Consider the following 24,491-nt stretch of genomic DNA (forward strand, 5'->3'; position numbering starts at 1 on the left):
TAGATGGTGGTATGCAGGCCGTAAGGTAACAAGCATTGCTGGCCGCCGCAGCGTATTTCTCTAGACCGGGAGTTCTAAATCGCCCGGCGCACTCGCCGGCGATGGGTACAGCTTGTGCAGGGCGCAAGTTTCCCGTAGGCTAGGAAGCATGACCCGACTCTTCCTCTGCCTGCTGATGCTGTGCACCGTTGCCACCCCGGCGGCGGCGCAAGCGCAGATGCAGGCGGCACGCCTGGACAAGCTGAAGGTCGACGTCAAGCGCCTCGAGGTCGATGGGCAGCGCATGTATGAAGTTGATGCCAGCGGCAGCGTGCAGGCGCCGCCGGCGTCCGTCTGGAAGACCCTGACCACCTACGAGCGCATGCATGAATTCGTGCCCGACCTCAGTTCCTGCCGCGTGCTATCGCGCAATGGCAATGAAGTCATCATCGAGCAGCAGGGCATGGCGCGCTTCCTGTTCATGAACCACGCCATCCACCTGGTAGTGCGGGCCACGGAAACGCCGTTCACGGCCATCGACATCGCCCTCATTTCGGGCGACATGCGGCATTACGAATCACGCTGGAATTTGTACCCCATCCCCGAGACGGGGGGCACGCGCATCGTCTTTTCCAGCCGGCTGATGCCGGGCTTCTATGTGCCCGGCATGCTGGGCACGACCATGATACGCGGCGATATCGAGCGCATGATGGCGGCCGTGCTGGCCCGCATCGACAGCCAGCATGCCGATAAATCCTGATAAATCAGGCTAAATACGTATCGCGGTCGCGGATTTCCGCAAAGTTTTCCAGACTGCCCAGTTTTACCGTGACGGGGTTCAAGCTCGCCTGTGGCTGCATCGAGCGCCAGGCGAACAGCCATTCCTGCTCGGGTGCTTCGGCGCGCGTCTTGGTGAAGGTAGCGCCCAGGGCCGCGCGCTGGCCGTATTCGACGACGCCGTCGATGCCAGCCCAGCTGGGCAAGGTGCGCTGTACGGCGCGGTGCAGGCGTTCGCCGAATTCTTCCGTATTGTGGATGATCAAACAGGCGTCGGCCGGGGCGAACAGGTCGAACAGTTGCTTGTCCCACACTTGCGAAAAGCTGAGGGTCAGGCAATTGCCCGCTGGCACCAGACGGAACTGGCCCAGGCTCAGCGCCAGCTCGAGTTCGCTGCGCTGGCCGTAGCGGTGCAGGGTGGGGGGACGTTTGTAATCGTGCATGCTGGACTCGTTCTTCAATAGTAGGGTAAACCGGCGCGCCGCTTAACGTGGCGGGCGGATATGGCGCCGGATGCGCTGGGCCGTCGCGGCCAGATAAATTTCGCGCAGTAAATAAATAAAACAACCGATCAGGCAAATCACGGCCAGCACAAAGAAGACCGCGATGTATTTGTCCAGGGTCAGGTTCAGGATGTCGCCCAAAAACAGCATGGCGATGATGACGCAGACGAAAAAACCGCACGCCGTGCTGAGCGAAATCGAGTAATTGATCAAATGGGTACGCCGATACAGGGTATCGAGCTCATCCATATAGAAATCGTTGTAGCCGATGTCGAGCCGGTCTTCCAGCACGCGCGTGCGGTCGATGATGCGGCCCAGGCGGTTGGTCAGCACCACCAGCATGGTGCCAATACCTGTCAGCAGGAAGACCGGCGCAATCGCCAGCTGGATGATATGGCCGATGTCGCCGATCTGTATGTTCATGGGTAAAAAAAGGTAAGGTCGCACTGCCGCCCGCGGAAGGCGGCGGCACAGGCGCTAGTGTAGCAGGTGGCGCACGCCGGCTGGCCGCTTTGCCAACCGGCATGGTTGAACGTCATGCGAAGCCGCGCCCCGGCACGAAGCGTTCGGTGGCGCGCACCAGCGCCGAAGCGATGCCGTGCTCGAGCGCACCATGGCCTGCGTCCGGGATCATCTCCAGCTGCGCGCCGGGCCAGGCTTGCTGCAGGCGGTAAGCCGACAGGGGCGGGCAGATGGCGTCGTAACGTCCCTGCACGATGACGGCCGGCAAATGCGCGATGCGCCCCATGTTGCGGATCAACTGGTCTTCCTCGAAGAAACCGAGATTGGCCATGTAATGCGATTCGAGCCGGCCCACGCCCAGGTCCAGCGCATCGTTCGGCGCATCTTCCGGCTGCGGCATCAGGTACACGCGACGCCCCTCGAAGCGGCTCCAGGCGCGCGCGGCGGGCCAGTACACGGCGGGGTCGCTGCTGAGGATGCGTTGCACATAGGCGGCCAGCAGGTCGCCCCTTTCCTCTGGCGGAATGGGGGCGGCAAATTCTTCGTACAGTTCCGGATAAAACCAGCGCACGCCGTCGATGAACCAGTCGATTTCCGCCTGCGTGCACAGGAAAATGCCACGCAGCACGAAACCGAGGCAAGCTTCGGGATGTGCCTGGCCATACGCCAGCGCCAGGGTCGAGCCCCAGGAGCCGCCAAACACCAGCCATTGGGCGATGCCGAACTGGACGCGCAGCATTTCGATATCGTCGATCAGCAGCTGCGTCGTGTTGTTGCGCCATTCGCCCAGCGGCGTGGACTTGCCCGCGCCGCGCTGGTCGAACAGGATCACGCGATAGCGCTGCGGATCGAAGAAGCGGCGGTGCTGCGGCGACAGGCCCGCGCCGGGGCCGCCATGCAGGAACAGCACGGGAATACCATCGGGATTGCCGCACTCTTCCCAATAAATGGTGTGGATGTCATCGACCGCCAGCATGCCGTGCCGGTTCGGCGACAGGACGGGAAACAGGGGAGTCAGGGAATCGGGCATGGCGGTCCTTAGATGGCAGTCAGGGGCCAGGCATCCTGGCAACTGTTCCAATTATAGTGCGCCCCCGGCTCCTCAGGCCAGCGGCAAGGGCAGGCGGTTCGACGACTTGATTTCGCGCATCGACAGGCTGGACTGGATTTCCGCCACGCCGGGCAGGCGGCGCAGCACGGTCGAGACGAATTCGCCATACGCTTCCAGGTCGCGCGCCACGACTTGCAGGAAATAATCGGCTTCGCCCGCCACATTGTGGCACGACAATATCTCGGGAATCGTGGCGATGGCTTGCTCGAACTGCGAGGGCTGCTCGCCGCCATGGTTGGCAAACACGACCCGTACAAACGCCACCAGGCCAATGCCCAGTTTCTTGCGATTGAGCAAAGCCTGGTAGCCGGTAATGAACCCTTCTTCTTCCAGGCGGCGCAAGCGGCGCCAGACGGGGGTTTCGCTGAGCTTCAAGCGCTCGGCCAGGCGCGCGTTGGACAGCCGTCCTTCATCCTGCAACAGCCTGAGTATCTGCAAATCGGTGGCATCAAGGCTAACTTCTGAAATTTTCATCTATTTTTTGTTTTTATAGGAGTGGAATCCACCCTAATACTAGGGCATGCAGGGCAGGAAAAGCAAGCACATTTCATCACAGCAAGAACATAATGGGGCCCGGCGAGCAGGCTGCAGCGTGCGCATGCTCCCGCTTTTCTTTTCGACTGGCCCATGTCCGATTCTACCTTCCTGATGTACCTGCTGGCACTGGCCGGCGCCTTTTTATTACCGGGCCCCGACATGGCGCTGGTGCTGGCGACAGGTGCCGCGCGCGGCGTGGCCACGGCGCTGGTGACGGCCCTGGGCATCGCCGGCGCGCGCGCCGTGCACGTGGCGCTGTCGGGCGCGGGCCTGGCCGCGCTGATGGTGACGCATCCGCAAGCCCTGCAGTGGGTCAAATGGGCGGGCGCCGCCTACCTGCTGTACCTGGCGCTGCGCCTGCTGCAGTCGGCCCTGTCGAAAAAAACGGCGCAGGAAGAAGCCGCCCCCGCCACGGCGCACAGCGCCCGCGCCAGCCTGGCGCGCGGCTTCCTGACCAATCTGCTCAATCCAAAGGCACTGCTGTTTTGCAGCATGTTCCTGCCACAGTTCGTCACCGGCAGCGACAGCGTCGGCATGCAATACCTGCGCCTGGGCGCCGTCCTGGTGCTGGTGGGCCTGCTGTTCGACGCCGTGTACGCCGTATTGGCCGCGCGTCTGGCGCGCCGCCTGTGCGGCAAACCTTCGCCTTACGGCAAGTTCGTGCTGCCTTCTGTCTTTGTGCTGCTGGCCGGACGGTTGGTGCTGGGCTGAACTTTCGGCCAAACCGGCGCCCCGTCGGCAAAGAAGGCGGGGTAATCGTTCAGCAGGCTACGCTCAAGGTCGTTGACCTTGCGAAATTGCCGCAGCGACGGTGCCATGGCCCGCCCCGCATCCCAGCTGCGCCAGGCATAGGCCGCATTAAATTGCGCCAGCAAGGCGTCGCCCAAATCCTGGTACACGGCCGCCATCTGCGGTTTTGCCTGCAGCACTTGCAGATACAGCGCGGTCGCCTCGGGCCACTGCCCCAGCTTGGCGCGCAGATTCCCTTCGAACAAAGCCAATACAGGCTGTTCCATCCCCGTTTGCTTCCTTAATTCCTGCACGGTGGCCAATGCTGCCTTGATGCCGTCCTGGTCCTTGGCCAGCAAGCCCCGCGTCAAGTCGTGGATGGGCTCGCACTCCTGCATGGCCAGTTGCTGCTGTGGCGTGAGTTTGTCGACCAGCGCTCCTGTGGAAAAATGGTCTTCCAACATGCTCAAAAAAGCCTCGAAGGGCTTTTCTGCCGCAAACAGGCGCTCCGCTTCGGCACGCAGCGCCGGATGCGCCTGCGGTCCCAGCGGCGGCAGCAGCGCCGCCTGCGCCAGCACGCGTTCGAGCGCCGGCGCATCGGCCATCAGCGGGCGTGGCCGGTACGCTGCCAGCGTGTAGGTGGCAGGCGCATCCACCGTCATGGCGCTGATGCGGAAATGGCGCGTGACCTTGCCGCCCACTTCCTGGTAATGCAAGGTGAATACGGCGGGAATGCGTTTGCCATCGGCCAGCATCTTCAGCACCAGCGGGTGAGCGCCCCAGGTGTAGCGCAAGTACTGGGCAAACGCCGCGGCATCGTCGCCGCTGGCGGGGCTGCCGGCGATCCCCAGGCGCAACAGCGGCTGCTCGTCGAGCGACCACAGCACGGCACCGTCGAGCACCTGCGGCACCAGCGCACCGCGCCGTCTTGCCCCCGGCACAGACAGCGATTGCTCCTCATACACGAGCGGCGTGACGTGGGCCTGCAAGCCGCCAGCCTGGAGCGCGCCAGCCATGCCCTTGCGGTGCCCGATCTCGATACGCCGAAAGCCCGCCACGTCGAACAGCGAATACGTGTCATAGGTGGATGCCGCCATATCGATGACGTGGCGGCGGCGCGTGGCAAAATCGAGCACGGACAAGCTCTTGCCATCGCGCACGCTCAGGTAATGCGGGCCCAGCACGACATCGCTGTCCTGCGTATCGCGCGCGGGCAGGCTGGTTTTCACGCCGGGCTTGTTGACGCGCTCGGTAGTGACCGTGACGTGGAACGCGACGCTGGCCTGGACAGCGGAAGTGCCCAAGAGAAGGAAGGCAAGCACGCTGGCGCGGCGCAAGACAGGAAAGAGGGTCATGGAGATGATGCCGTGGAGAAATGCTGATTCTAAGGCAAAGCACGCGCCCCGCCTGTTTTGCTTGCCAGCATAAAAAAAGACAGCCGAAGCTGTCTCTCTGTTGTACCTCAAACCCGATTACGACATGTGCTGGCCGCCGTTGATCGAGATATTCGCGCCCGTGACGAACGCTGCCTCATCGGAGGCCAGGTAGGCCACCAGGCCGGCCACTTCTTCCGGCTTGCCCAGGCGCGCCATGGGAATTTGCGGGATGATTTTGCTGTCGAGCACTTCCTGCGGAATTGCCATGACCATCTTGGTGCCGATGTAGCCTGGCGAAATGGTGTTGACGGTGACGTTCTTGCGCGCCACTTCCAGCGCCAGCGACTTAGTGAAACCGTGCATGCCGGCTTTCGCGGCCGAATAGTTGGTCTGGCCGAACGCGCCCTTCTGGCCATTCACGGACGAGATATTAATGATGCGGCCCCAGCCGCGTTCCACCATGCCGTCGCAGACGGGCTTGGTCATGTTGAAGACGGAGTCGAGGTTGGTGCCCATCACGGCATCCCAGTTCGGCTTGTCCATCTTCTTGAACGTCATGTCGCGCGTGATGCCGGCATTATTCACCAGCACATCGACAGGACCGATATCCTTTTCCACGGCAGCCACGCAGGCAGCTGCCGAATCGTAGTCGGACACGTCGCACGGATATGCCTTGAAGTCATAACCCATGTCCTTGGTCGTCGCCAGCCATTCCGCGACCTTCGGATTGCCTGGAGAATATGTGGTCACCACGCGATAGCCGAGCGCCGCCAGCTTGAAACAGACTGCTTCGCCCAGACCACCCATGCCACCAGTTACCAATGCAACTCTTGCCATTTTCATCCCCTCAGTGTCGTTCTGTTGCTAAAAAGTTAATCATTTGCTTAAAACCATCCACACCCGCCGCGTGACGGCGGCGTACCGCACCGTACCCAAGCGTAGCGAGCGGTGATGATTTGTGGCTAAGAAGCGCAACCGTGCTCTAGCACGGTGAGCATCGCAGGCCGCAAAGCGCGCCGCGCAGTAGTTTGGGTGCGGTGCCAGCTACTTAGTCGCGTTCGATCGCTAAAGCGACACCCATGCCGCCGCCAATGCACAATGCTGCCAAGCCTTTCTTGGCGTCGCGGCGTATCATTTCGTGGATCAGGGTGACCAGGATGCGCGCGCCGGAGGCGCCGATCGGGTGGCCGATGGCAATCGCGCCACCGTTCACGTTGATCTTGCTGGTATCCCAGCCCATTTCCTTGTTGACGGCAATCGCTTGCGCGGCAAACGCTTCGTTGATTTCCATCAAGTCCAGCTCTTCATGCGTCCAGCCGGCTTTTTTCAGGCACAAACGCGAAGCGGAGACAGGGCCCATGCCCATGACGGCCGGGTCCAGGCCCGACGAGGCGTAGGCCTTGATGCGTGCCAGCGGCTTCAAGCCCAGTTCCTTCGCTTGCGCAGCGGACATCATGATGACGGCGGCGGCGCCATCGTTCAGGCCCGAGGCGTTGCCGGCCGTCACGGTGCCATCCTTGGCGAACGCGGGGCGCAGGCCGGTCAGCGATTCCAGGGTCGAGCCAGGCTTGATGTATTCGTCGCTGTCGAAAACCACGGTGCCTTTTTTGTTGGCGATTTCCAGCGGCAGGATTTCATCCTTGAACTTGCCCGCTTTTTGCGCCGCTTCCGCCTTCAATTGCGACTGCAGCGCGAATTCATCCTGCTCGGCGCGCGTCACTTCATATTTCTTGGCGACGTTTTCCGCCGTGATGCCCATGTGGTACTGGTTGTACACGTCCCACAGGCCGTCGACGATCATGGTGTCGATCATCTTGAAGTCGCCCATGCGGAAACCGTCGCGCGAGCCGTTCATCGCGTGCGGCGAGGCGCTCATGTTTTCCTGGCCGCCGGCGATGATGATATTGGCGTCGCCGCACTTGATCGCCTGCGCCGCCAGGTGTGTGGCCTTCAGGCCGCTGCCGCATACCTTGTTGATGGTGAATGCCGGGATCGAGCTGGGCAAGCCTGCCTTGATGACAGCCTGGCGCGCGGCGTTCTGGCCGACGGCAGCCGTCAGCACCTGGCCCAGGATCGCTTCGCCGATCAGGTTCGGGTCGATGCCGGTTTGTGCCAGCAAGCCCTTGATTACATGCGCGCCCAGTTCGGACGCAGGAATCTTGGCCAGACTGCCACCGAATTTACCGACTGCGGTACGGCCGGCGGCCACGATTACGACATCATCCATTTATTTCTCCGATATGCAGGCCACGAAGGCCAAGGTCAAGGTGTTAATAGAATCCAATGAATCCGAATTCGGGAAGACACAGCAAGCTGTGTTTCATTCTAGCGTGGCATGCGCCACAGTTCCAGCACCGCAGACGGCAGCGATGGCAGCCTGCCCGGCGGTAGCGGCGGGCGGCCTGGCGCGGCGGATAGCCGCTGCCAAGCCGCAACGCGCCTACGTTTGACGAGCGGGACGCGTATTTTTATTTTTATCATACCCTTCATCGGCGCCGCCGAAAGTGGTTTTTAGAAAATTATTGAAGGGAATAATCAGGGGCACGGGCGTTTGCTTTACCACCTGCAACAGCTCGCCAAATTTTTGACGCGATGCAGCAAACTCACCCTTTGTCACAGTATCGAATTTCTCATGGGTTTCTTGAGCAACATCCTTTGCCTGACGGCCATATGCACCGATGCGTTCGATGGCCAGTTGCGACTGCGTGCGCGACAGTTGCAACAACGCTTGCGGGTCCTTCACGGACAGCAGCTGATTGCCCGCCACCGTAGCGGCGGCCAGTGCTGCGCGGGCCGCATCGATCTGCCAATCGAGCACGCTGGCACCGCTGTCGACCGCAGCCTGGACATACGCTTGCGCACTGCTCAACTGTGCATCCACCACGGCCTTGCCGGCGCGTGCCCATTGTTCGGAAAATGAAAACATATCGTTCCTCCCCAAAGAGTAGGCGGCGCCATGTTGCGCCGCACAGTGCTCAACTGTAAGCGGTCGTTCATTGCTAAACCTTGATATTTATCAAGCTTTCCTGTTGGTTTGTTTCCAACTCAACGTTGATCAGGACAACAACTTGATACCGTCGAGCGAGGCCGCGCACTGTTCGCGTATCACGCTGACAAAATCGCGCACATACGCCTTGTCTTGCAACTGCTCCGGCACGGAGACATACAGGTCGCTCCACAAGCCGTGCTCACCCACCGGGCGCGCCACCACATAATCGTAATCGACGTAATTCTTGATGGCCCAGTTCGGCAAGGCGGCGATGCCGCGCCGGCTCGCCACCAGTTGCAGCACGGCCACCGTCAGCTCGGCCGTGCGGCGTTCAAACTGGATGCCGGCCGGCCGCAGCACTTCGCGGATCAAATCGATGCGCTCTTCCGGCACGGGATAGGTGATCAGGGTCTCGCCCGTAAAGTCGGCCGCCACCAGCCGGCGCTGCGCCTGCAGCCGGTGCTTCTGCGCCATCACCACCAGCATTTCAAAACGGAACAGGGGAAACACGGTGAAATCGGGGCCATACGGCGAACCGATCACCAGATCCGCCTCGCCCGAGCGCAGCAGCTCCGCCGGTTCGCTGTGAAAGCCCGACACCAGGTCGATTTCCACTTCCGGCCAGCGCTGGCGGAACGCATCCATCACCGGCATCAGCCAGTCGAAGCAGGTATGGCATTCGAGCGCCACGCGCAACTGCCCCTTGTCGCCCTGCGACAGGCGCGCCACGTCGCGCTCGGCCAGTTCGATCTCGGGCAACAGCTTGTCGGCCAGCTCCAGCAGCCGGCTGCCCGTGGCAGTAAAGGCGATCGGCATCGACTTGCGCTCGAACAAGGGCGCCTTGTAGCGCTCTTCCAGTAAACGGATCTGGTGCGACAGGGCCGACTGGGTCAAATTGAGCAGCTGCGCAGCGCGCACCAGGCTGCCGGAGGAACGCAAGGCACTCAGGGTGCGCAGGTGACGGATTTCTAGCATCGGGAAAATAGGCAATGTACGTGAATTATTTTCATGTTATTCGTCAAAATGTTTCGTTTTGATTATAGACCAAGTTGCCGCACACTCTAGCGCATTCACATTAAATCTCGATGACATCATGACCATTCGTACCCACATCCTTGGCTTTCCCCGTATCGGCGCCGCGCGTGAACTGAAATGGGCTCTGGAAAGCCACTGGCGTGGCGAGGTGTCCGAGGCCACCCTGGAAGCCACCGGTCAGCAACTGCGGGCGCGCCACTGGGCGCTGCAACGCGACGCCGGACTCGCCTACGTTACCGTGGGCGACTTCGCCTTTTACGACCAGGTGGCCAACCATATCCAGCTGCTGGGCTGCGAGCCGGCGCGTTTCAGCTTTGACGCAGCACAATCGCCGCTGTCGCGCTATTTCACAATGGCGCGCGGCAACGACAGCCAGGCGGATCACGCCGGCTGCACGCACAGTCACGCGCACCATGAACACACCGCCGGCGGCCACGCACTGGAAATGAGCAAGTGGTTTGACACCAATTACCATTACCTGGTGCCCGAATTGTCGCCGCAGACCCGGTTTTCGCTGGCCTGCGAGCGCCTGCTGGCGGAAGTGGCCGAGGCGCAGGCGCTGGGCCACCAGGTCAAGGCGGCGCTGATCGGCCCCCTCACCTTCCTCTGGCTGGGCAAGGAAAAGACGCCGGGCGAGTCTGGTTTCCAGCGGCTGGCCCTGCTGGAACAATTGCTGCCCGTCTACGGCGCCCTGCTCGACCGCCTCAAGCAGCAAGGCGTGAGCTGGGTGCAGCTCGATGAACCGATCCTGGGCCTGGACTTGCCCAACGCCTGGCGCAGCGCCTTCGAGAGCGCCTACTGGCAACTGAACCAGGTAGGCGTGAATATCCTGCTGGCCACGTATTTCTCGCCGCTGGAAGAAAACCTCAGCCTGACCTGCCGCCTGCCCGTGGCCGGCCTGCACGTGGATGGCATCCGCGCGCCACACGAGCTGATCAGCGTGACGGACTGGCTGCCCGCGCATAAAGTCTTGTCGATCGGCATCGTCGATGGGCGCAACATCTGGCGCACCGACCTCGACGCAGCCCTCGCCGTGCTGCTGCCGCTGGCGGCCAAGCGCAACGGCCACCTGTGGCTGGCGCCCACATGCTCGCTGCTGCACGTGCCGTTCAGCCTGGAAGCGGAAACGGACCTCGACGGCGAAATCCGGACCTGGCTGGCGTTTGCCACGGAGAAACTGACGGAAATTGCGCTGCTGAAGGACGCATTGGCCGGTCATCCCGACGATGCCGCGCTGGCAATGTCTCGTCTGGCCATCGCAGGGCGGCGCGCCAGCCCCCGCGTCCACCGTGCCTCGGTCACGCAGCGCCTGCAAGCGCTCACGCCCACTGCGGACCGCCGCGATTCCAGCTTCCCGCAGCGCCAGGCAGTGCAACGCGCACGCCTGCGCCTGCCCGACTTCCCGACGACGACCATCGGTTCCTTCCCGCAGACGGCGGCCATCCGCGCCGCCCGCGCCAGCCATCAACGGGGCGAACTGGCAAGCGCCGAGTATGAAAACCAGATGCGCGCCGAAATCGCCCACGCCGTGGGGCGCCAGGAAGCGCTGGGCCTGGACGTGCTGGTGCATGGCGAGGCGGAGCGCAACGACATGGTCGAATACTTCGGCGAACAACTGGATGGGTTCGTCTTCACGCGCCTGGGCTGGGTGCAATCGTACGGCTCGCGCTGCGTCAAGCCACCCGTCATCTACGGCGACGTGCAGCGCCCGGCCGCCATGACCGTAGCCTGGACGGTGCACGCGCAAAGCCTGACGCACAAACCCATGAAGGGCATGCTGACAGGCCCCGTCACGCTATTGCAATGGTCGTTCGTGCGCGACGACCAGCCGCGCGCCACCACTGCGCTACAGCTGTCCCTGGCCATCCGCGACGAGGTGCAAGACCTGGAAACGGCCGGCATCGGCATCATCCAGATCGACGAGCCGGCCATCCGCGAAGGCTTGCCGCTGCGCCGCGGTCAGGGGGAAGCCTACCTGGACTGGGCCACGCGTGCCTTCCGCATCACCGCATCCGTGGTCAAGGACGCGACGCAGATCCACACGCACATGTGCTATGCGCAGTTCAACGACATCCTGCCGCAGATCGCCGCCATGGACGCCGACGTCATCACGATAGAAACGAGCCGCTCGGACATGGAATTGCTGACGGGCTTAGGCCAGTTCCAGTATCTGAACGAAATCGGCCCCGGCGTGTACGACATCCACTCGCCGCGCATCCCCTCGACGCCCGACATGGTGAAATTGCTGCAAAAAGCCAGCGCCGTGATTCCGCCGGCTAACTTATGGGTGAACCCGGACTGCGGCTTGAAGACGCGGGGCTGGGCGGAAACGGAAGCGGCTTTAAAAAATATGGTCGCGGCGGCACAGCAGATGCGTGCGGCTTGATACGGGACAACGCCGTCAGGGCGCATGTCCGGCTGCTTGCAGGGCGGCGCAGCGGTTTTCCCGGGCGCCGCCCGTTTTTTTTGCCATGAAGTAGGTGTTGCCCTGCGGAATAGCACGCGCCAGGCCCCTGATGCTGATTTTTTTGCAGTAGAATGCAAGAAATTTACTGCTCCCATTGTTGCCGTACGGAACAGTTGGCCTGCCGCAGTTTCACTTTGATAAATGTTTATGTCCAAAAGCCCGTCGCAGAAGCCTATCGAAATCAAGATTTCCACCGTCGTAGCTGTCTCCGCCATTATGCATAGCGCCGATACGCAGGCACTCGATGCCGCCTTGCGCGACATGACGGGGGGCGTGGCGGACTTTTTCGAGGACGACCTGGCCGTGCTGGACGTGGCTGCCTTGCCGCCCGGCAGCATGCCCATCGACTGGGCTGCCCTCGTGGCTTTGCTGAAAAAATACCGCTTGAATGCCGTGGCCGTGCGCAATGCGCCGGCCGACATGCATGACGCCATCCTGGCGCAAGGCTTGAGCCTCGACAGCGGCAAGACGCGCGACGATGCGCCTCCCAAGGATGGCCCCACGGCGGCCGCCCAGGCGGGTGCCGAAGCGCAAGTGATGGTGATCGACACGCCCGTGCGGGCCGGCCAGCGCATTTACGCGCGCGGCTGCGACCTGATCATCACGGCTGTCGTCAACAATGGCGCCGAAATCATCGCCGACGGCAGCATCCACGTGTATTCCTCGCTGTATGGCCGCGCGCTGGCCGGCGCCTCGGGCAATGCCCAGGCGCGCATCTTCGCGCTGGCCATGGAACCGGAACTGGTCTCGATCGCCGGCGTATACCGCACGTTCGAAGATGGTTTCCCCGCAGAAATGGCGCGCGGACCCGTGCAAATTCGTTTGGCTGGAGACAGAATCGATATACACTCTGTCAATCCGGTCACTCCCGTGAACCGCTCTTAAGCTGCACAATTCAAGAGATATCTGAAAAGGATTATTTGTGGCAAGAATTATTGTTGTGACGTCCGGCAAGGGCGGTGTCGGCAAGACGACCTCTAGCGCCAGTTTTGCCACTGGTCTGGCCATGCGCGGCCACAAGACAGCCGTGCTCGACTTCGATGTGGGCCTGCGCAACCTCGACCTGATCATGGGTTGCGAGCGCCGCGTCGTGTATGACTTGATCAATGTGATCAATAAAGAGGCCAGCCTGAACCAGGCATTGATCAAGGACAAGCACTGCGACAACCTGTTCATCCTGCCCGCCTCGCAAACGCGCGACAAGGATGCCTTGTCGGAAGAAGGCGTGGAACGCGTGTTGAACGACCTGATCAACATGGGCTTCGAATTCATCATCTGCGATTCGCCGGCCGGTATCGAGCATGGCGCGCTGATGGCGCTGACGTTTGCCGACGAAGCCATCATCGTCACCAACCCGGAAGTGTCCTCGGTGCGCGATTCGGACCGCATCCTGGGCATCCTGCAAGCCAAGTCGCGCCGCGCGCAGACGGGCGGCGAGCCGGTCAAGGAACATTTGCTGATTACCCGTTACTCGCCGAAACGCGTGGAATCGGATGAAATGCTGTCCTACCAGGACGTGCAGGAAATCCTGCGCATCCCGCTGGTGGGCATCATTCCGGAATCGGAACAAGTGCTGGCCGCCTCGAACCAGGGCAATCCCGCCATCCATTTCAAGGGGACGGACGTGGCGCAAGCCTATGAAGACGTGGTCTCGCGTTTCCTCGGCGAAGATGTCGAGTTGCGCTTTACCAACTATGAAAAGCCTGGATTACTCCAGCGCATTTTTGGGGCGAAGTGATATGGCCTTGCTTTCTTTCCTGTTCCCCCCCAAGCCGAAGACGGCCACCGCAGCCAAGGAACGCCTGCAGATCATCATCGCCCGCGAACGCAGCGGACGCGGTGGTCCGGACTTCCTGCCCGCCCTGCACAAGGAATTGATCGCCGTCATTTCCAAGTACACCAAGGTGAATGCCGACGACATCAAGATTTCGCTGGACCGCCAGGGCAACCTGGAGGTGCTCGACGTCAACGTCGTGCTGCCGGACGCGTAAAGCCTAATCCGGGCTACTCCGGCCTGACCGTGAGCAATTCCTGCGCCACCGCGGCGCAGGCGTTCACGTGCTGGTTGCCGATCTGGCGGAACACGGCGTAGCCGATGGCTGCCGCCACCGCCTGGCCGGCAAACGGCACGAAGCGCGCCACCTGCTTGGTGGCAATCTTGACGCCACTGCGCTTGAGCAGCTGGAGGATCAGTTCGCGCGACACCAGCTTCCCTACCAGCATGCCGCCCATGCCCACTGCCGCGCGGTAAGCCATCATCTTGAACTGCGGGTTCAAGCGCTCGATCTGCTCGGGCGTGAGGCCGAATTCGTGGTTGATATCGTTGATCAGCATGGAAAACAGCCCGACATCCGACATCAGGTCGATGCCGGGAATGGGGATGGCCGAGGCGCCTGCCGACATCATGGCACGCCGCTGCACCAGGCGCCGGCAACGCTCGCGCACTTGCTCGATTTCGGCATGACTGGCCGGTATCAGGGTCCAATCGGTGTTGCTCTTGTCTGCCATGCGCGTTTCTCCGCTAGTAGGGGGTAGATGAACAAGTGTAACGTAAAGAATGTCGCCGCTGATTTCACTGGACACAGTTGCAATCTCTGTTATATTTCACTTGAGCATTCCTTAACATTACGATAAGCAGAGCGGACCGTCTGTTTGTTGCTACACATTCCAGCCCATTATGCGAATTGCCGTACTCGATAGCGATCATAGTCAGGCAGAACTGATCTGCCAGGTGCTCACCGCCGCCGGCCACGCTTGCCACGAGTTTCAGAGTGGCAAGGAAATGCTGGGGCAATTGCGCAAGGACAGTTGCGACATGCTCATCCTCGACTGGCATGTGAGCGATCTGGATGGCGCGGAAGTATTGCGCCGTGCCCGGGAAAAACTGGCGCCGAAGGCGCCCGTGTTGTTTATGACCAACAGCTCGGGCGAAGACGATGTGGTGGCCGGCATGACGGCAGGCGCCGACGACTACATGATCAAGCCCTTGCGGCGCAGTGAACTGACCTTGCGCACCCAGGCGCTGCTGCGCGTAGCCTACCCGGCGCAGAATGGCGCCGAGTACTTGCAATTCGGTCATTACACGTTTGAAACCCGCCCCGGCCGCCTGCTGCGCGATGGCGAAGTGCTGGACGTCACGCACAAGGAATTCGCCCTGGCGCTGCTGTTTTTCCGCAACCTGGGCCGTCCCCTGTCGCGCGCCTACATCCATGAAGCCGTGTGGCAGCGCGACACGGCCCTGCCCTCGCGCACAATGGATACCCACGTCTCGCGCGTGCGCAACAAGCTGCAGCTGAAACCGGAACACGGCTACCGCCTGGTGCCCGTCTACAGTTATGGTTATCGCCTGGAAAAACTGGGCGGGTGACGCCCACGCATCCGGACGAAAACAGACGAACTGCTCAAAGAGCGGGCACAAGGCGCTATAATGTCGGCATAAGAATTCCCAACAGCCCTGAAATGCAACTGCTCGCCGTCGGCCTCAACCATACCACCGCCCCAGTGTCGCTCCGCGAACAGCTGGCGTTTGCGCCTGAGCATCTGGGCCAGGCGGTAATGGCGGCGCGCACCTGGTTCCAGCGCATCGACTTGCGCGACAATGACGAAGCGGCCATCCTCTCGACGTGCAACCGCACCGAGCTGTATGCGGCCAGTCATGTACCCAATCCGCTCGACGCGGGCGCGCATTTCCTGGCAGATTATCACAAGCTCAACTACGGCGAGCTGCGCCCGCACTTATATATGCTGCCGCAGCACGATGCCGTGCGCCACACCTTCCGCGTCGCCTCCGGGCTGGACTCGATGGTGCTGGGCGAAACGCAGATCCTGGGGCAGATCAAGGATGCCATCCGCACGGCCGACGAGGCGGGCGGCCTGGGCACGTATCTGCACCAATTGTTCCAGCGCAGTTTTTCCGTCGCCAAGGAAGTGCGCAGCAGCACAGAAATCGGCGCCCACAGCGTTTCCATGGCGGCGGCCGCCGTGCGCCTGTCGCAGCGCATCTTCGACAAGATCGCCGAGCAAAACGTGCTGTTCATCGGCGCCGGCGAAATGATCGAATTGTGCGCCACGCACTTTGCCGCGCAAAATCCGAAAAGCATCACCATTGCCAACCGCACCATGGAACGGGGCGAGGAATTGGCGCACCGCTTCAATGGCAAGGCCATCCGCTTGGCCGACCTGCCGGAAATGCTGCAGCAGTTCGACATCGTCATCTCGTGCACGGCGTCGTCCTTGCCGCTGCTGGGCCTGGGCCTGGTCGAGCGCGCCATCAAGGCACGCCGCCACAAGCCCATGTTCATGGTCGACCTGGCCGTGCCGCGCGACATCGAATCGGAAGTGGGCCGCCTGAACGACGTCTTCCTGTACACGGTCGACGACCTGGGCAAGGTCGTGCAGACGGGCATGGAAAGCCGGCAAGCGGCCGTGGCGCAAGCCGAGGCCATCATCGAGACGCGCGTGCAATCGTTCATGAGCTGGGTCGACGACCGCGCCATGGTGCCCGTGATCCAGCATTTGCATGAAAACAGCGAAGCGCTGCGCCTGATGGAAGTGGAACGGGCGCGCAAGATGCTGGCCAAGGGCGCCGACATCGATGCCGTGCTGGAAGCGCTGTCGAAAGGCTTGACGGCCAAGTTCCTGCACGGTCCGCAACAGGCGCTGCACCATGCACAAGGCGACGAGCGCAAGCAGTTGGTCACCCTGCTGCCGAAACTGTTCCGCCCCCGCCGTTAGCGCAGCCCCGCTGGCCGCCCGCGCGGCCGCCCCCTGCCCGCCTGCCGGGCCTGCCGGACCCGCACCATCCCTACACTCTTTTACCGCGAATCGCTATGAAACCATCCATGCTGGGCAAACTCGATCAACTGGCGAACCGACTGGTCGAACTCGACGAACTGTTGATGCACCCGGACGCCACGTCAAACATGGACAGCTACCGCAAGATGACGCGCGAGCACGCCGAACTGGGCCCGCTGGTGGCGCTGTACCACTCCTACCAGGAAGCGGGCAACGATATCGCCACGGCGCAAGAGATGCTGGGCGACCCGGACATGAAGGAATTCGCGCAGGAAGAGATCGAAGCGGCGAAAGCCACCATGGCGCGCCTGGAACGCGAATTGCAAACCATGCTGCTGCCGAAGGATGTCAATGACGAGCGCAATATCTTTCTGGAAATTCGCGCCGGCACGGGCGGCGATGAATCGGCCCTGTTCGCCGGCGACCTGCTGCGCATGTACTCGCGCTTTGCCGAACGCAACCGCTGGCAAGTGGAGCTGGTGTCGTCGTCCGACTCCGACCTGGGCGGCTACCGCGAAGTGATCGTGCGCGTGGTCGGCAATGGCGCGTATTCCAAGCTGAAATTCGAGTCGGGCGGCCACCGCGTGCAGCGTGTGCCGGCCACGGAAACCCAGGGCCGCATCCACACGTCCGCCTGCACGGTGGCTGTGATGCCGGAAGCGGACGAAGTCGAAGACGTCAACATCAACCCGGCCGACCTGCGCATCGACACTTACCGCGCCTCGGGCGCGGGCGGACAGCACATCAACAAGACGGATTCGGCCGTGCGCATTACGCACTTGCCCACCGGCATCGTCGTCGAATGCCAGGATGACCGCAGCCAGCACAAGAACAAGGCGCAAGCGATGAAAGTGCTGGCCGCGCGCATCAAGGACGTGCAGCTGCGCGAACAGCAATCGAAGGAAGCGGCCACGCGCAAAAGCCTGATCGGCTCGGGCGACCGCAGCGAGCGCATCCGCACTTATAATTTCCCGCAGGGCCGCCTGACGGACCACCGCATCAACCTGACCTTGTATAAGCTGGACTTCATCATGGACGGGGATTTGACGGACTTGACGAATGCGCTGGCGGCTGAGCACCAGGCGGAGTTGTTGGCCGCGCTAGGTGACTAACGGCTGGGGTCCGACCCTCTCCACCGCTGACGGCAGATCAGGCGTCGGCGCAAACGGGGGTCTGACCCCGAGGTTTAAGTAGCGGCTAAGCAATAAAAATCCGGCCTTGTGCGAAAATGACCAGCTCGATTCCATCCACCTCACCGTGTCGCCCATGAAAAATTCACGCACCGTCCTCCTGTCGATCGCCACCCTGTGTTTCCTGATGCTGGGCGTGGCCATGTATTTGCAGCATGCCATGAACATGGCGCCGTGCCCGCTGTGCGTGATCCAGCGCTACCTGTTCCTCGCCATCGGCATCGCCTGCCTGGCTGGCGCGGCGGCCAACCGGCCGAAAATCGGCGCCGGCATCGGTGTATTGGCGGCCCTGGGCGGCATGGGCGTGGGCGCCAAGCATTTATACGTGCTGGCGCACCCCGGCTTTTCGTGCGGCATCGATCCGGTGGAAACGGTGCTGAACAAGATTTTCACGGCGCAAGTCATGCCCTTCATGTTCGAATCGTATGGCGCCTGCGAAAATGCTGGCGAGCCGTTTTTCGGCCTGTCGATTCCGCAATGGGCGTTCATCTGGTTCGCCATTTTTACCGTCGGCCTGCTGTGGACACTGCTGCGCCGCCAGAAATAATAGACTATTCATGCCAGAAACACTGATCCCCGCCGGCAGCACTGTCGGCGCCCTGCAAATCCGTCCGTTGCTCGACCCGCTCGACAACCGCATCCTGCTGGGCCACGCGCTGGGCCTGTCGCGCGTCTCGCTGATCACGCAATCGGAGCGTGTGCTCACTGACGAAGAAGCCGCGCGTTTGTCGGCCTTGCTGGCGCGCCGCCTGCAAGGCGAGCCGATCGCCTATATCGTCGGCCAACGCGAATTCTTCGGCCTGCCTTTCGAAGTCAACGACGCCGTGCTGATTCCCCGTCCCGACACGGAAGTGCTGGTGGAACTGGCGCTCGAACGCCTGCCGCCCGGCGGACGCGTGCTCGACATGGGCACGGGCAGCGGCGCCATCGCCGTCGCGCTGGCGTACACGCGGCCCGACGCCGTCGTCACGGCCCTGGATGTGAGCAGCGCGGCCCTGGCCGTGGCGCGCCGCAACGCCAGCGCCAACGGCGTCAATATCACCTTCATGGCCAGCGACTGGTTCGAAGCGCTGGGCACGGAAAAATTCGACCTGATCGTCTCGAATCCCCCCTACATCGCCAGCGGCGACCGCCACCTGGCCGAAGGCGATTTGCGCTTTGAGCCGGCCGGTGCGCTGACCGACCATGCGGACGGCCTGTCGGCCCTGCGCACCATCGTCTCCGGCGCCGCGCGCCACCTGGCGTCAGGCGCCTGGCTGCTGATGGAACATGGCTATGACCAGGCGCCGTCCGTGCGCGGCTTGCTGGCCGATGCCGGCTACAGCAAAGTGCAAAGCTGGCGCGACCTGGCCGGCATCGAGCGCGTCAGCGGCGCCCGCCTGGGCTGATCCTGTCCACATGCGCGGGGCTTGATCCAGCAACGCGCCAGATGCTCCGCAGTTTGTTAAAATATCAAGCGAATTCCTGACCGAAGCGCCGCCCCCATTCCATGGGGCGGACGCTGGCGACGCGGCGTTTTTTGGGCCGGCGCCGACGCATTTGCCAAAATTCGGTTAATCTCAGCACAAATTATTTATATGCTGCACAAGAAAGGAAGCTCAAATTGCCCAACCTGTTGACTCGCCGCCTGGCATTGCTGACCGAAGATGCCAACCGCGCGCTGCTGGGTGGCTTGCGCGGCATCGAGCGTGAAACCCTGCGCGTCGACCATGCCGGCCATCTGGCTTCCACGCCCCACCCCGCCGCCCTGGGCTCGGCGCTGACGCACCCTGAAATCACCACCGACTACGCCGAAGCGCTGCTCGAATTCATCACCCCGGCCGAACAAGACATCGCCGTCACGCTCGACAAGCTCGACACCGTGCACCGCCATGCCTACAGCCGCCTGGGCGACGAGTTGCTGTGGAGCCAGTCGATGCCCTGCCAGTTGCCGCCCGAAGCGGAGATAGCAATCGCCAACTACGGCAGTTCGAACATGGGCATGCTCAAGCACGTCTACCGGCGCGGCCTGGCATTGCGCTACGGCAAGGCCATGCAATGCATCGCCGGCATCCATTACAACTATTCGCTCGACGAGCAGCTGTGGCAAGTGCTGGCCAGCCATCCGGACACCAGCGCCAGCCCGCACCACGCGGCGGCCACGCCGAAAGACGTGCAGTCGGAAAGCTATCTGGCGACGATCCGCAATTTCCGCCGCTACAGCTGGCTGTTGATGTACCTGTTCGGTGCCTCGCCGGCCCTGTCCGCCGGTTTCCTGCGCGGCCGCGCGCACAAGCTCGACACCTTGTCCGACGACACCCTGTTCCTGCCGTATGCCACCAGCCTGCGCATGAGCGACCTCGGTTACCAGAACGATGCCCAGTCCGGCCTGCGCCCGCACGAAAACAGCCTCGATGACTACGTCAACGCCCTCACGCACGCCGTCAACGACCCGTATCCGCCGTATGCGGCGCTGGGCACAAAAAAAGACGGCGAGTGGATACAATTGTCCACCAACGTGCTGCAGATCGAAAATGAATACTATTCGACCATCCGCCCGAAGCGCGTGATCCGCATGGGCGAGCGCCCCATCCAGGCCCTGTGCCTGCGCGGCGTGCAATACATCGAAGTGCGCTGCATGGATGTCGACCCGTTCGAGCCGGTGGGCATCAGCCTGGAAACAGGCCGCTTCCTCGACGCCTTTTTGCTGTTCTGCGCGCTCGACGACAGCGCGCCCATCTCGGCCGAGCAAAGCGCCTGCTACACACACAATTTCGCCCGCACCGTCAAGGAAGGCCGCACGCCGGGCCTGACCCTGCGCCGCGACGGCGCAGACATCACCCTGCAGGCCTGGGGCGAAGAACTGCTGGCGCGCATCGCCCCCGTGGCGGCCCTGCTCGACGCGCGCCAAGGCGGCACGTCGCATGCGGACAGCCTGGCGGCGCAGGCGGCCAAGCTGGCCGACCCGGACAAGACGCCATCGGCGAAGGTATTGGCCGAGCTGCGCGACCATGGCGGCTCGTTTGCCGCCTTCGGCCTGCGCCAGAGCGAGCGCCACGCCGCCTACTTCCGCGCGCAGCCGGCCACACCGGAACAAAGCGCGTATTTCGACGAGATGGCCGCCAGCTCGCTGGCCGAGCAGCGCGCCATGGAAGCGGCGCCGGCCGGCAGCTTCGACGATTTCGTCGCCGCCTACCGCGCCAGCACCCTGTGTTCGCACACCTGACCTTGCGCAAAACGCCCCGATGCTGACCTTCTACAATGAATTGCACAGCCAGCACCGGGGCCGCTTCGAAATGTTTCGCGGCACCATGGTGCCCTGCTTCGAGACGCCCGAACGGGCCGACATGGTGGTGGCCGAACTGGGACGGCGCAACCTGGGCCGCATCGTCACGCCGCACGGCGTACCCCTGACGTCGCTGGAGCGCATCCACACGCCCCGTTACCTGCACTTCCTGCGCCACGCCTGGCACGACTGGCTGGCGCTAGCCCCTGGCAACGCGGGCAAGGATGCGCTGCCGTCCGTGTGGCCCGTGCGCACCTTGCGCAGTGACATCGAACCGGATGACTTCACGGCCAAGCTGGGGCTGTACTCGATGGACAATGGCACGCCGCTGACGGCCGGCACCTGGACGGCGGCCAAGACGGGCGCCGACTGCGCCGTCAACGCGGCCCATGCGCTGCGCCTGGGCGAACGGGCCACGTTTGCCCTGACGCGCCCACCGGGCCACCATGCGGGCAGCGATTTCTTTGGCGGCTACTGCTTCCTCAACAACGCGGCCCTGGCCGCGCAGCATTTGCTCGACGACGGCGCGCGCCGGGTCGCCATCCTCGACATCGATTACCACCACGGCAACGGCACGCAAAGCATTTTCTATGCGCGCGACGACGTGCTGTTCGCCTCCCTCCACGCCGATCCGCGCAGCGAGTATCCGTTTTACCTGGGGCATGCCGATGAAACGGGCAGCGGCGTCGGCACGGGCTACAACGTCAACCTGCCGCTGCCGGCCGGCAGTTCCACGGCCAGCTGGTTTGCCGCGCTGGAAACGGCCTGCCTGCGCATCAATATGTACGCGCCCGACGCGCTGGTGGTGTCACTGGGCGTCGACACCTTCGTTGGCGATCCCCTTTCGCACTTCGCCCTGCAAAGCGGCGACTACCTGCGCGTGGGCGAACGCCTGGCCCATCTGAACCTGCCCACCGCCTTCATCCTCGAAGGCGGCTATGCGGTGAAGGAGCTGGGCATCAATGTGGTGAACGTGCTCGAAGGCTTCGAGACGGCTGATTAAGCGCCTTACAACGCTACATATTCCTGAACAGCGCCATGAACGGCTGGCTTACGGCCAGGGTTTCCGGCCGCGTTTTCAAGCGCAAGACGCCCCGTCCCACCTCGTCGCGCGTGACCGCCGCCACCATCTTCATGTTGACGATGGTGGAGCGGTGAATCTGTTTGAAAATGGCCGGGTCCAGCACATCGAGCAATTCGCGTATCGGCTTGCGCAGCAGCGCCTCGCCGTCCGCCGTCATGACGGCCGTGTACTTGGTATCGGACTGAAAATAGGCGATGTCTTCCACCATGATCAGGCGCGTATCCTTGCCGCTGCTGGCCGTCAGCCACACCAGCGGCGGCGACTTGGCCGCCGCCGGCAAGGCGCTGCTCAATTGCTGCAGCAGGCCGGCCAGCGCGCCGTCGCCCGCCCGGGCCTTGCCGGCGCGCGCCTGCAGGCGCTGCAAGGTCGCCTGCAAGCGCTCGCGGGCGATGGGTTTCAATAAGTAATCGACGGCGCCGTTGTCGAAGGCATCGATCGCGTACTGGTCGTAGGCGGTGACGAACACCACCTGGGTGGCAGGACTGGCTTCCAGCGCGCCGGCCGCCACTTCCAGCCCTGTCAGGCCCGGCATGCGGATATCGAGGAAGGCGATATCGGGCTTGTGCGTGGCGATGGCGTCGAGCGCCGTGCCGCCGTCGTCGCAGGCGGCGACGATGCGCAGCGCCGGCCACTCTTCGGCCAGCAAGGCCAGCAGCGCATCGCGCAGCAGCGTTTCGTCTTCGGCGATGACGCAGCTCATCTCAGGCTGATGCATACGAGGCTCCTTGCGCCGTGCTGTCCGGCACCGTGATGGTGGCCGTAACGCCATCGGGGAAATTGGCGACAATGGCAAACGCGGCGGCACTGCCGTAGGTCAGGCGCAGGCGTTCGCGCACATTGCGCAGGCCGATGCCCGTGCCGGCACCGTCGTCACTGAAGCCCTTGCCGTCGTCGGCCACCGTGACGATCACCGTGCCATCGCCGCTGCGCGCCATGATCCAGATGGTGCCGCCGCCGCTCTTCGGCTCCAGGCCGTGCTTGATGGCGTTTTCCACCAGGGTTTGCAGCATCATCGGCGGCAGCTCCGCCTGGCGCAGGTATTGCGGCACCTCAATCTGCAGGTTCAAACGCGCGCCCATGCGGATTTTCAGGATATCGAGGTAGGCGCGCGCCCGTTCCAGCTCCGTGCCCAGGGTCGACATCGCTTGTTCCGTGCGCGGCAGCGAATGGCGCAGATACAAAATCAGGTTGCCCAGCATCTCGTCGGCGCGTACCGGGTCACTGCGCGTGAGCAGCTGCGCGCTGGCCAGCGTGTTGTACAGGAAGTGCGGCTCCACCTGCGCGTGCAGCAGGCTCAGCTTGGCCACCGTGAGTTCCTTTTCCGTCACCGTCTGGCGCGCCTCGGCCTGCTCGCCGCGCCGGCGTTGCGCCACCCGGCGCGTCATCGCCCGCGTCACCGCTTCCGCGTTTTCCAGGTTGCTGCCATGGTCGACGAGGAACCAGTCAGTCCAGGCATTGCGCGCCGGTTCGCAGATCAGCGTCACGCTGCCTGCCTCGCCATTTGGTGTGACAGTGGCGAGGATCTGGTTCGGCCGCGGCTCCAGGAAACCCAGCAGGCGCATGCGGGGCAAGCCCGTGTGCGTGTAGGGCGCCGCGCGGCGCACGCGGGCCTGCACCTGCAGGCTGTCGCGCGCGCTTTCGACCACTTCGCTGCCCGGCAGTTCGCGGATGGCCGCGTCGATCATGTCGAACGCCTCGCCCGCCTCGAACGGGATCTCGATCTGGCGCCGCTGGCGGCTCGACAGGGTGCCGGGGTTGACGGCGCCGGCGATCAGGCGCACGCGGCGCACGTGCGAAAACGCATTCGTGATGACGGCGCCGGCCAGCAGCGCGCCGACGCTGACAAAAAAGCCTTCCGTATGCCCGAAGATATAGCGCAGGAAATTCTCCACCAGGATAGCCGTGGCGATGATGTAGGTGAGCATCGTGGCCAGGGTGATGCGCAGGATAAAGAAGAGGCTAGTCATGATTTTTTCCTTGGGTATTGAAGTGGGCCCAGCATAACTATCGGCGCCAGCGGCGGTGGCCATTATGCGATGGAAGGCCCGTAGTGGCGACAAAGGCAAGAAAATAAAGCACAAATGTGCGCCGCCGCAAAATAAAATCGCTTGCAATTAAATAGCGCACGATATATATTGAGTACATGGACGCCGGCAATCGCTTCTTCAGACGGGCATCCTGGGGCACCAGCCC

At 62.8% G+C, this 24,491-nt stretch carries 25 protein-coding genes; 13 read left to right on the top strand and 12 right to left on the bottom strand.

The window, feature by feature from the left end; all coding sequences use genetic code 11:
* Positions 1-148 precede the first annotated feature (148 nt).
* The gene (locus ACQ4W0_RS22200) at positions 149-739 is read left to right on the top strand and encodes an SRPBCC family protein (RefSeq protein WP_436578733.1); all 591 of its coding nucleotides are present in this window, start codon (positions 149-151) and stop codon (positions 737-739) included.
* A gap of 4 nt (positions 740-743) precedes the next feature.
* On the opposite strand, the gene ACQ4W0_RS22205 is transcribed toward ACQ4W0_RS22200, so the two are convergent.
* The 4 genes from ACQ4W0_RS22205 to ACQ4W0_RS22220 all read right to left on the bottom strand — a co-directional run bounded on the left by ACQ4W0_RS22205 (position 744) and on the right by ACQ4W0_RS22220 (position 3,306).
* Positions 744-1,199, bottom strand: a complete 456-nt coding sequence (locus ACQ4W0_RS22205) for a hypothetical protein (protein ID WP_436578734.1) — start codon at positions 1,197-1,199, stop codon at positions 744-746.
* 42 nt (positions 1,200-1,241) lie between these two features.
* Entirely contained in the window at positions 1,242-1,682 is a 441-nt protein-coding gene (locus ACQ4W0_RS22210) for a DUF2721 domain-containing protein (protein WP_010393607.1), read from the bottom strand.
* 112 nt (positions 1,683-1,794) lie between these two features.
* Complete coding sequence (pip, locus tag ACQ4W0_RS22215) at positions 1,795-2,751, bottom strand: prolyl aminopeptidase (protein ID WP_436578735.1); 957 nt, start codon at positions 2,749-2,751, stop codon at positions 1,795-1,797.
* A 72-nt stretch (positions 2,752-2,823) separates the two neighbouring features.
* The gene (locus ACQ4W0_RS22220; RefSeq protein ID WP_010393611.1) at positions 2,824-3,306 is read right to left on the bottom strand and encodes an Lrp/AsnC family transcriptional regulator; all 483 of its coding nucleotides are present in this window, start codon (positions 3,304-3,306) and stop codon (positions 2,824-2,826) included.
* 153 nt (positions 3,307-3,459) lie between these two features.
* On the opposite strand from ACQ4W0_RS22220, the gene ACQ4W0_RS22225 reads away from it, so the two are divergent.
* Positions 3,460-4,080 carry a LysE family translocator gene (locus ACQ4W0_RS22225; protein WP_436578736.1) on the top strand — a complete coding sequence of 207 codons (621 nt, stop codon included), beginning with the start codon at positions 3,460-3,462 and terminating at the stop codon, positions 4,078-4,080.
* Here ACQ4W0_RS22225 and ACQ4W0_RS22230 read toward each other — a convergent pair.
* The 5 genes from ACQ4W0_RS22230 to ACQ4W0_RS22250 form a co-directional block, all read right to left on the bottom strand.
* Complete coding sequence (locus tag ACQ4W0_RS22230; protein ID WP_436578737.1) at positions 4,017-5,453, bottom strand: tetratricopeptide repeat protein; 1,437 nt, start codon at positions 5,451-5,453, stop codon at positions 4,017-4,019. The two genes, ACQ4W0_RS22225 and ACQ4W0_RS22230, sit on opposite strands and share 64 nt — an antisense overlap.
* A 117-nt stretch (positions 5,454-5,570) precedes the next feature.
* Positions 5,571-6,311, bottom strand: coding sequence for an acetoacetyl-CoA reductase (gene phbB, locus ACQ4W0_RS22235; RefSeq protein WP_436578738.1), 741 nt, complete (start codon positions 6,309-6,311; stop codon positions 5,571-5,573).
* 211 nt (positions 6,312-6,522) lie between these two features.
* Positions 6,523-7,701, bottom strand: a complete 1,179-nt coding sequence (locus ACQ4W0_RS22240) for an acetyl-CoA C-acetyltransferase (RefSeq protein ID WP_436578739.1) — start codon at positions 7,699-7,701, stop codon at positions 6,523-6,525.
* A gap of 213 nt (positions 7,702-7,914) precedes the next feature.
* Complete coding sequence (locus ACQ4W0_RS22245) at positions 7,915-8,400, bottom strand: phasin family protein (RefSeq protein WP_436578740.1); 486 nt, start codon at positions 8,398-8,400, stop codon at positions 7,915-7,917.
* Positions 8,401-8,529: 129 nt separating this feature from the next.
* On the bottom strand, positions 8,530-9,438 hold the full coding sequence (locus ACQ4W0_RS22250; protein ID WP_426073535.1) for a LysR family transcriptional regulator: 909 nt from the start codon (positions 9,436-9,438) through the stop codon (positions 8,530-8,532).
* 118 nt (positions 9,439-9,556) lie between these two features.
* Between ACQ4W0_RS22250 and metE the strand changes: the two genes are divergently transcribed.
* The 4 genes from metE to minE all read left to right on the top strand — a co-directional run bounded on the left by metE (position 9,557) and on the right by minE (position 13,956).
* Complete coding sequence (gene metE / locus ACQ4W0_RS22255) at positions 9,557-11,884, top strand: 5-methyltetrahydropteroyltriglutamate--homocysteine S-methyltransferase (protein ID WP_436578741.1); 2,328 nt, start codon at positions 9,557-9,559, stop codon at positions 11,882-11,884.
* A 228-nt stretch (positions 11,885-12,112) separates the two neighbouring features.
* Entirely contained in the window at positions 12,113-12,850 is a 738-nt protein-coding gene (minC, locus tag ACQ4W0_RS22260) for a septum site-determining protein MinC (RefSeq protein WP_436578742.1), read from the top strand.
* A gap of 37 nt (positions 12,851-12,887) precedes the next feature.
* Positions 12,888-13,703, top strand: coding sequence for a septum site-determining protein MinD (gene minD / locus ACQ4W0_RS22265; RefSeq protein ID WP_131689577.1), 816 nt, complete (start codon positions 12,888-12,890; stop codon positions 13,701-13,703).
* Position 13,704: 1 nt separating this feature from the next.
* A complete protein-coding gene (gene minE, locus ACQ4W0_RS22270) occupies positions 13,705-13,956 on the top strand; it encodes a cell division topological specificity factor MinE (RefSeq protein ID WP_071079935.1) in 252 nt (83 codons plus the stop codon).
* Positions 13,957-13,969: 13 nt separating this feature from the next.
* On the opposite strand, the gene ACQ4W0_RS22275 is transcribed toward minE, so the two are convergent.
* Entirely contained in the window at positions 13,970-14,473 is a 504-nt protein-coding gene (locus ACQ4W0_RS22275) for a hypothetical protein (RefSeq protein ID WP_436578743.1), read from the bottom strand.
* Positions 14,474-14,642: 169 nt separating this feature from the next.
* Between ACQ4W0_RS22275 and ACQ4W0_RS22280 the strand changes: the two genes are divergently transcribed.
* From ACQ4W0_RS22280 to ACQ4W0_RS22310, 7 genes are all read left to right on the top strand, one after another.
* Positions 14,643-15,332 carry a response regulator transcription factor gene (locus ACQ4W0_RS22280; RefSeq protein WP_046681910.1) on the top strand — a complete coding sequence of 230 codons (690 nt, stop codon included), beginning with the start codon at positions 14,643-14,645 and terminating at the stop codon, positions 15,330-15,332.
* A 92-nt stretch (positions 15,333-15,424) separates the two neighbouring features.
* On the top strand, positions 15,425-16,699 hold the full coding sequence (hemA, locus tag ACQ4W0_RS22285; protein WP_436578744.1) for a glutamyl-tRNA reductase: 1,275 nt from the start codon (positions 15,425-15,427) through the stop codon (positions 16,697-16,699).
* Between the two features lie 95 nt (positions 16,700-16,794).
* Positions 16,795-17,871 (top strand): peptide chain release factor 1, encoded by a 1,077-nt coding sequence (prfA, locus tag ACQ4W0_RS22290; RefSeq protein ID WP_071079939.1) that lies wholly within the window; start codon positions 16,795-16,797, stop codon positions 17,869-17,871.
* 154 nt (positions 17,872-18,025) lie between these two features.
* Positions 18,026-18,496 carry a disulfide bond formation protein B gene (locus ACQ4W0_RS22295; RefSeq protein ID WP_436578745.1) on the top strand — a complete coding sequence of 157 codons (471 nt, stop codon included), beginning with the start codon at positions 18,026-18,028 and terminating at the stop codon, positions 18,494-18,496.
* A 10-nt stretch (positions 18,497-18,506) separates the two neighbouring features.
* A complete protein-coding gene (gene prmC / locus ACQ4W0_RS22300; RefSeq protein ID WP_436578746.1) occupies positions 18,507-19,337 on the top strand; it encodes a peptide chain release factor N(5)-glutamine methyltransferase in 831 nt (276 codons plus the stop codon).
* A gap of 215 nt (positions 19,338-19,552) precedes the next feature.
* Positions 19,553-21,154, top strand: a complete 1,602-nt coding sequence (gene gshA, locus ACQ4W0_RS22305) for a glutamate--cysteine ligase (RefSeq protein WP_436578747.1) — start codon at positions 19,553-19,555, stop codon at positions 21,152-21,154.
* 19 nt (positions 21,155-21,173) lie between these two features.
* Positions 21,174-22,217, top strand: coding sequence for a histone deacetylase family protein (locus tag ACQ4W0_RS22310; RefSeq protein ID WP_436578748.1), 1,044 nt, complete (start codon positions 21,174-21,176; stop codon positions 22,215-22,217).
* A gap of 13 nt (positions 22,218-22,230) precedes the next feature.
* On the opposite strand, the gene ACQ4W0_RS22315 is transcribed toward ACQ4W0_RS22310, so the two are convergent.
* Together ACQ4W0_RS22315 and ACQ4W0_RS22320 are read right to left on the bottom strand one after the other, a co-directional pair.
* The gene (locus tag ACQ4W0_RS22315; RefSeq protein ID WP_436578749.1) at positions 22,231-23,013 is read right to left on the bottom strand and encodes a LytR/AlgR family response regulator transcription factor; all 783 of its coding nucleotides are present in this window, start codon (positions 23,011-23,013) and stop codon (positions 22,231-22,233) included.
* Positions 23,000-24,265: a histidine kinase gene (locus ACQ4W0_RS22320; RefSeq protein ID WP_436578750.1), complete on the bottom strand. Its 1,266-nt coding sequence runs from the start codon at positions 24,263-24,265 to the stop codon at positions 23,000-23,002. The genes ACQ4W0_RS22315 and ACQ4W0_RS22320 overlap by 14 nt, the downstream gene beginning before the upstream one ends.
* Positions 24,266-24,491: the final 226 nt, after the last annotated feature.

The organism is Janthinobacterium breve (genome assembly GCF_051380895.1).
GTDB lineage: Bacteria > Pseudomonadota > Gammaproteobacteria > Burkholderiales > Burkholderiaceae_D > Janthinobacterium.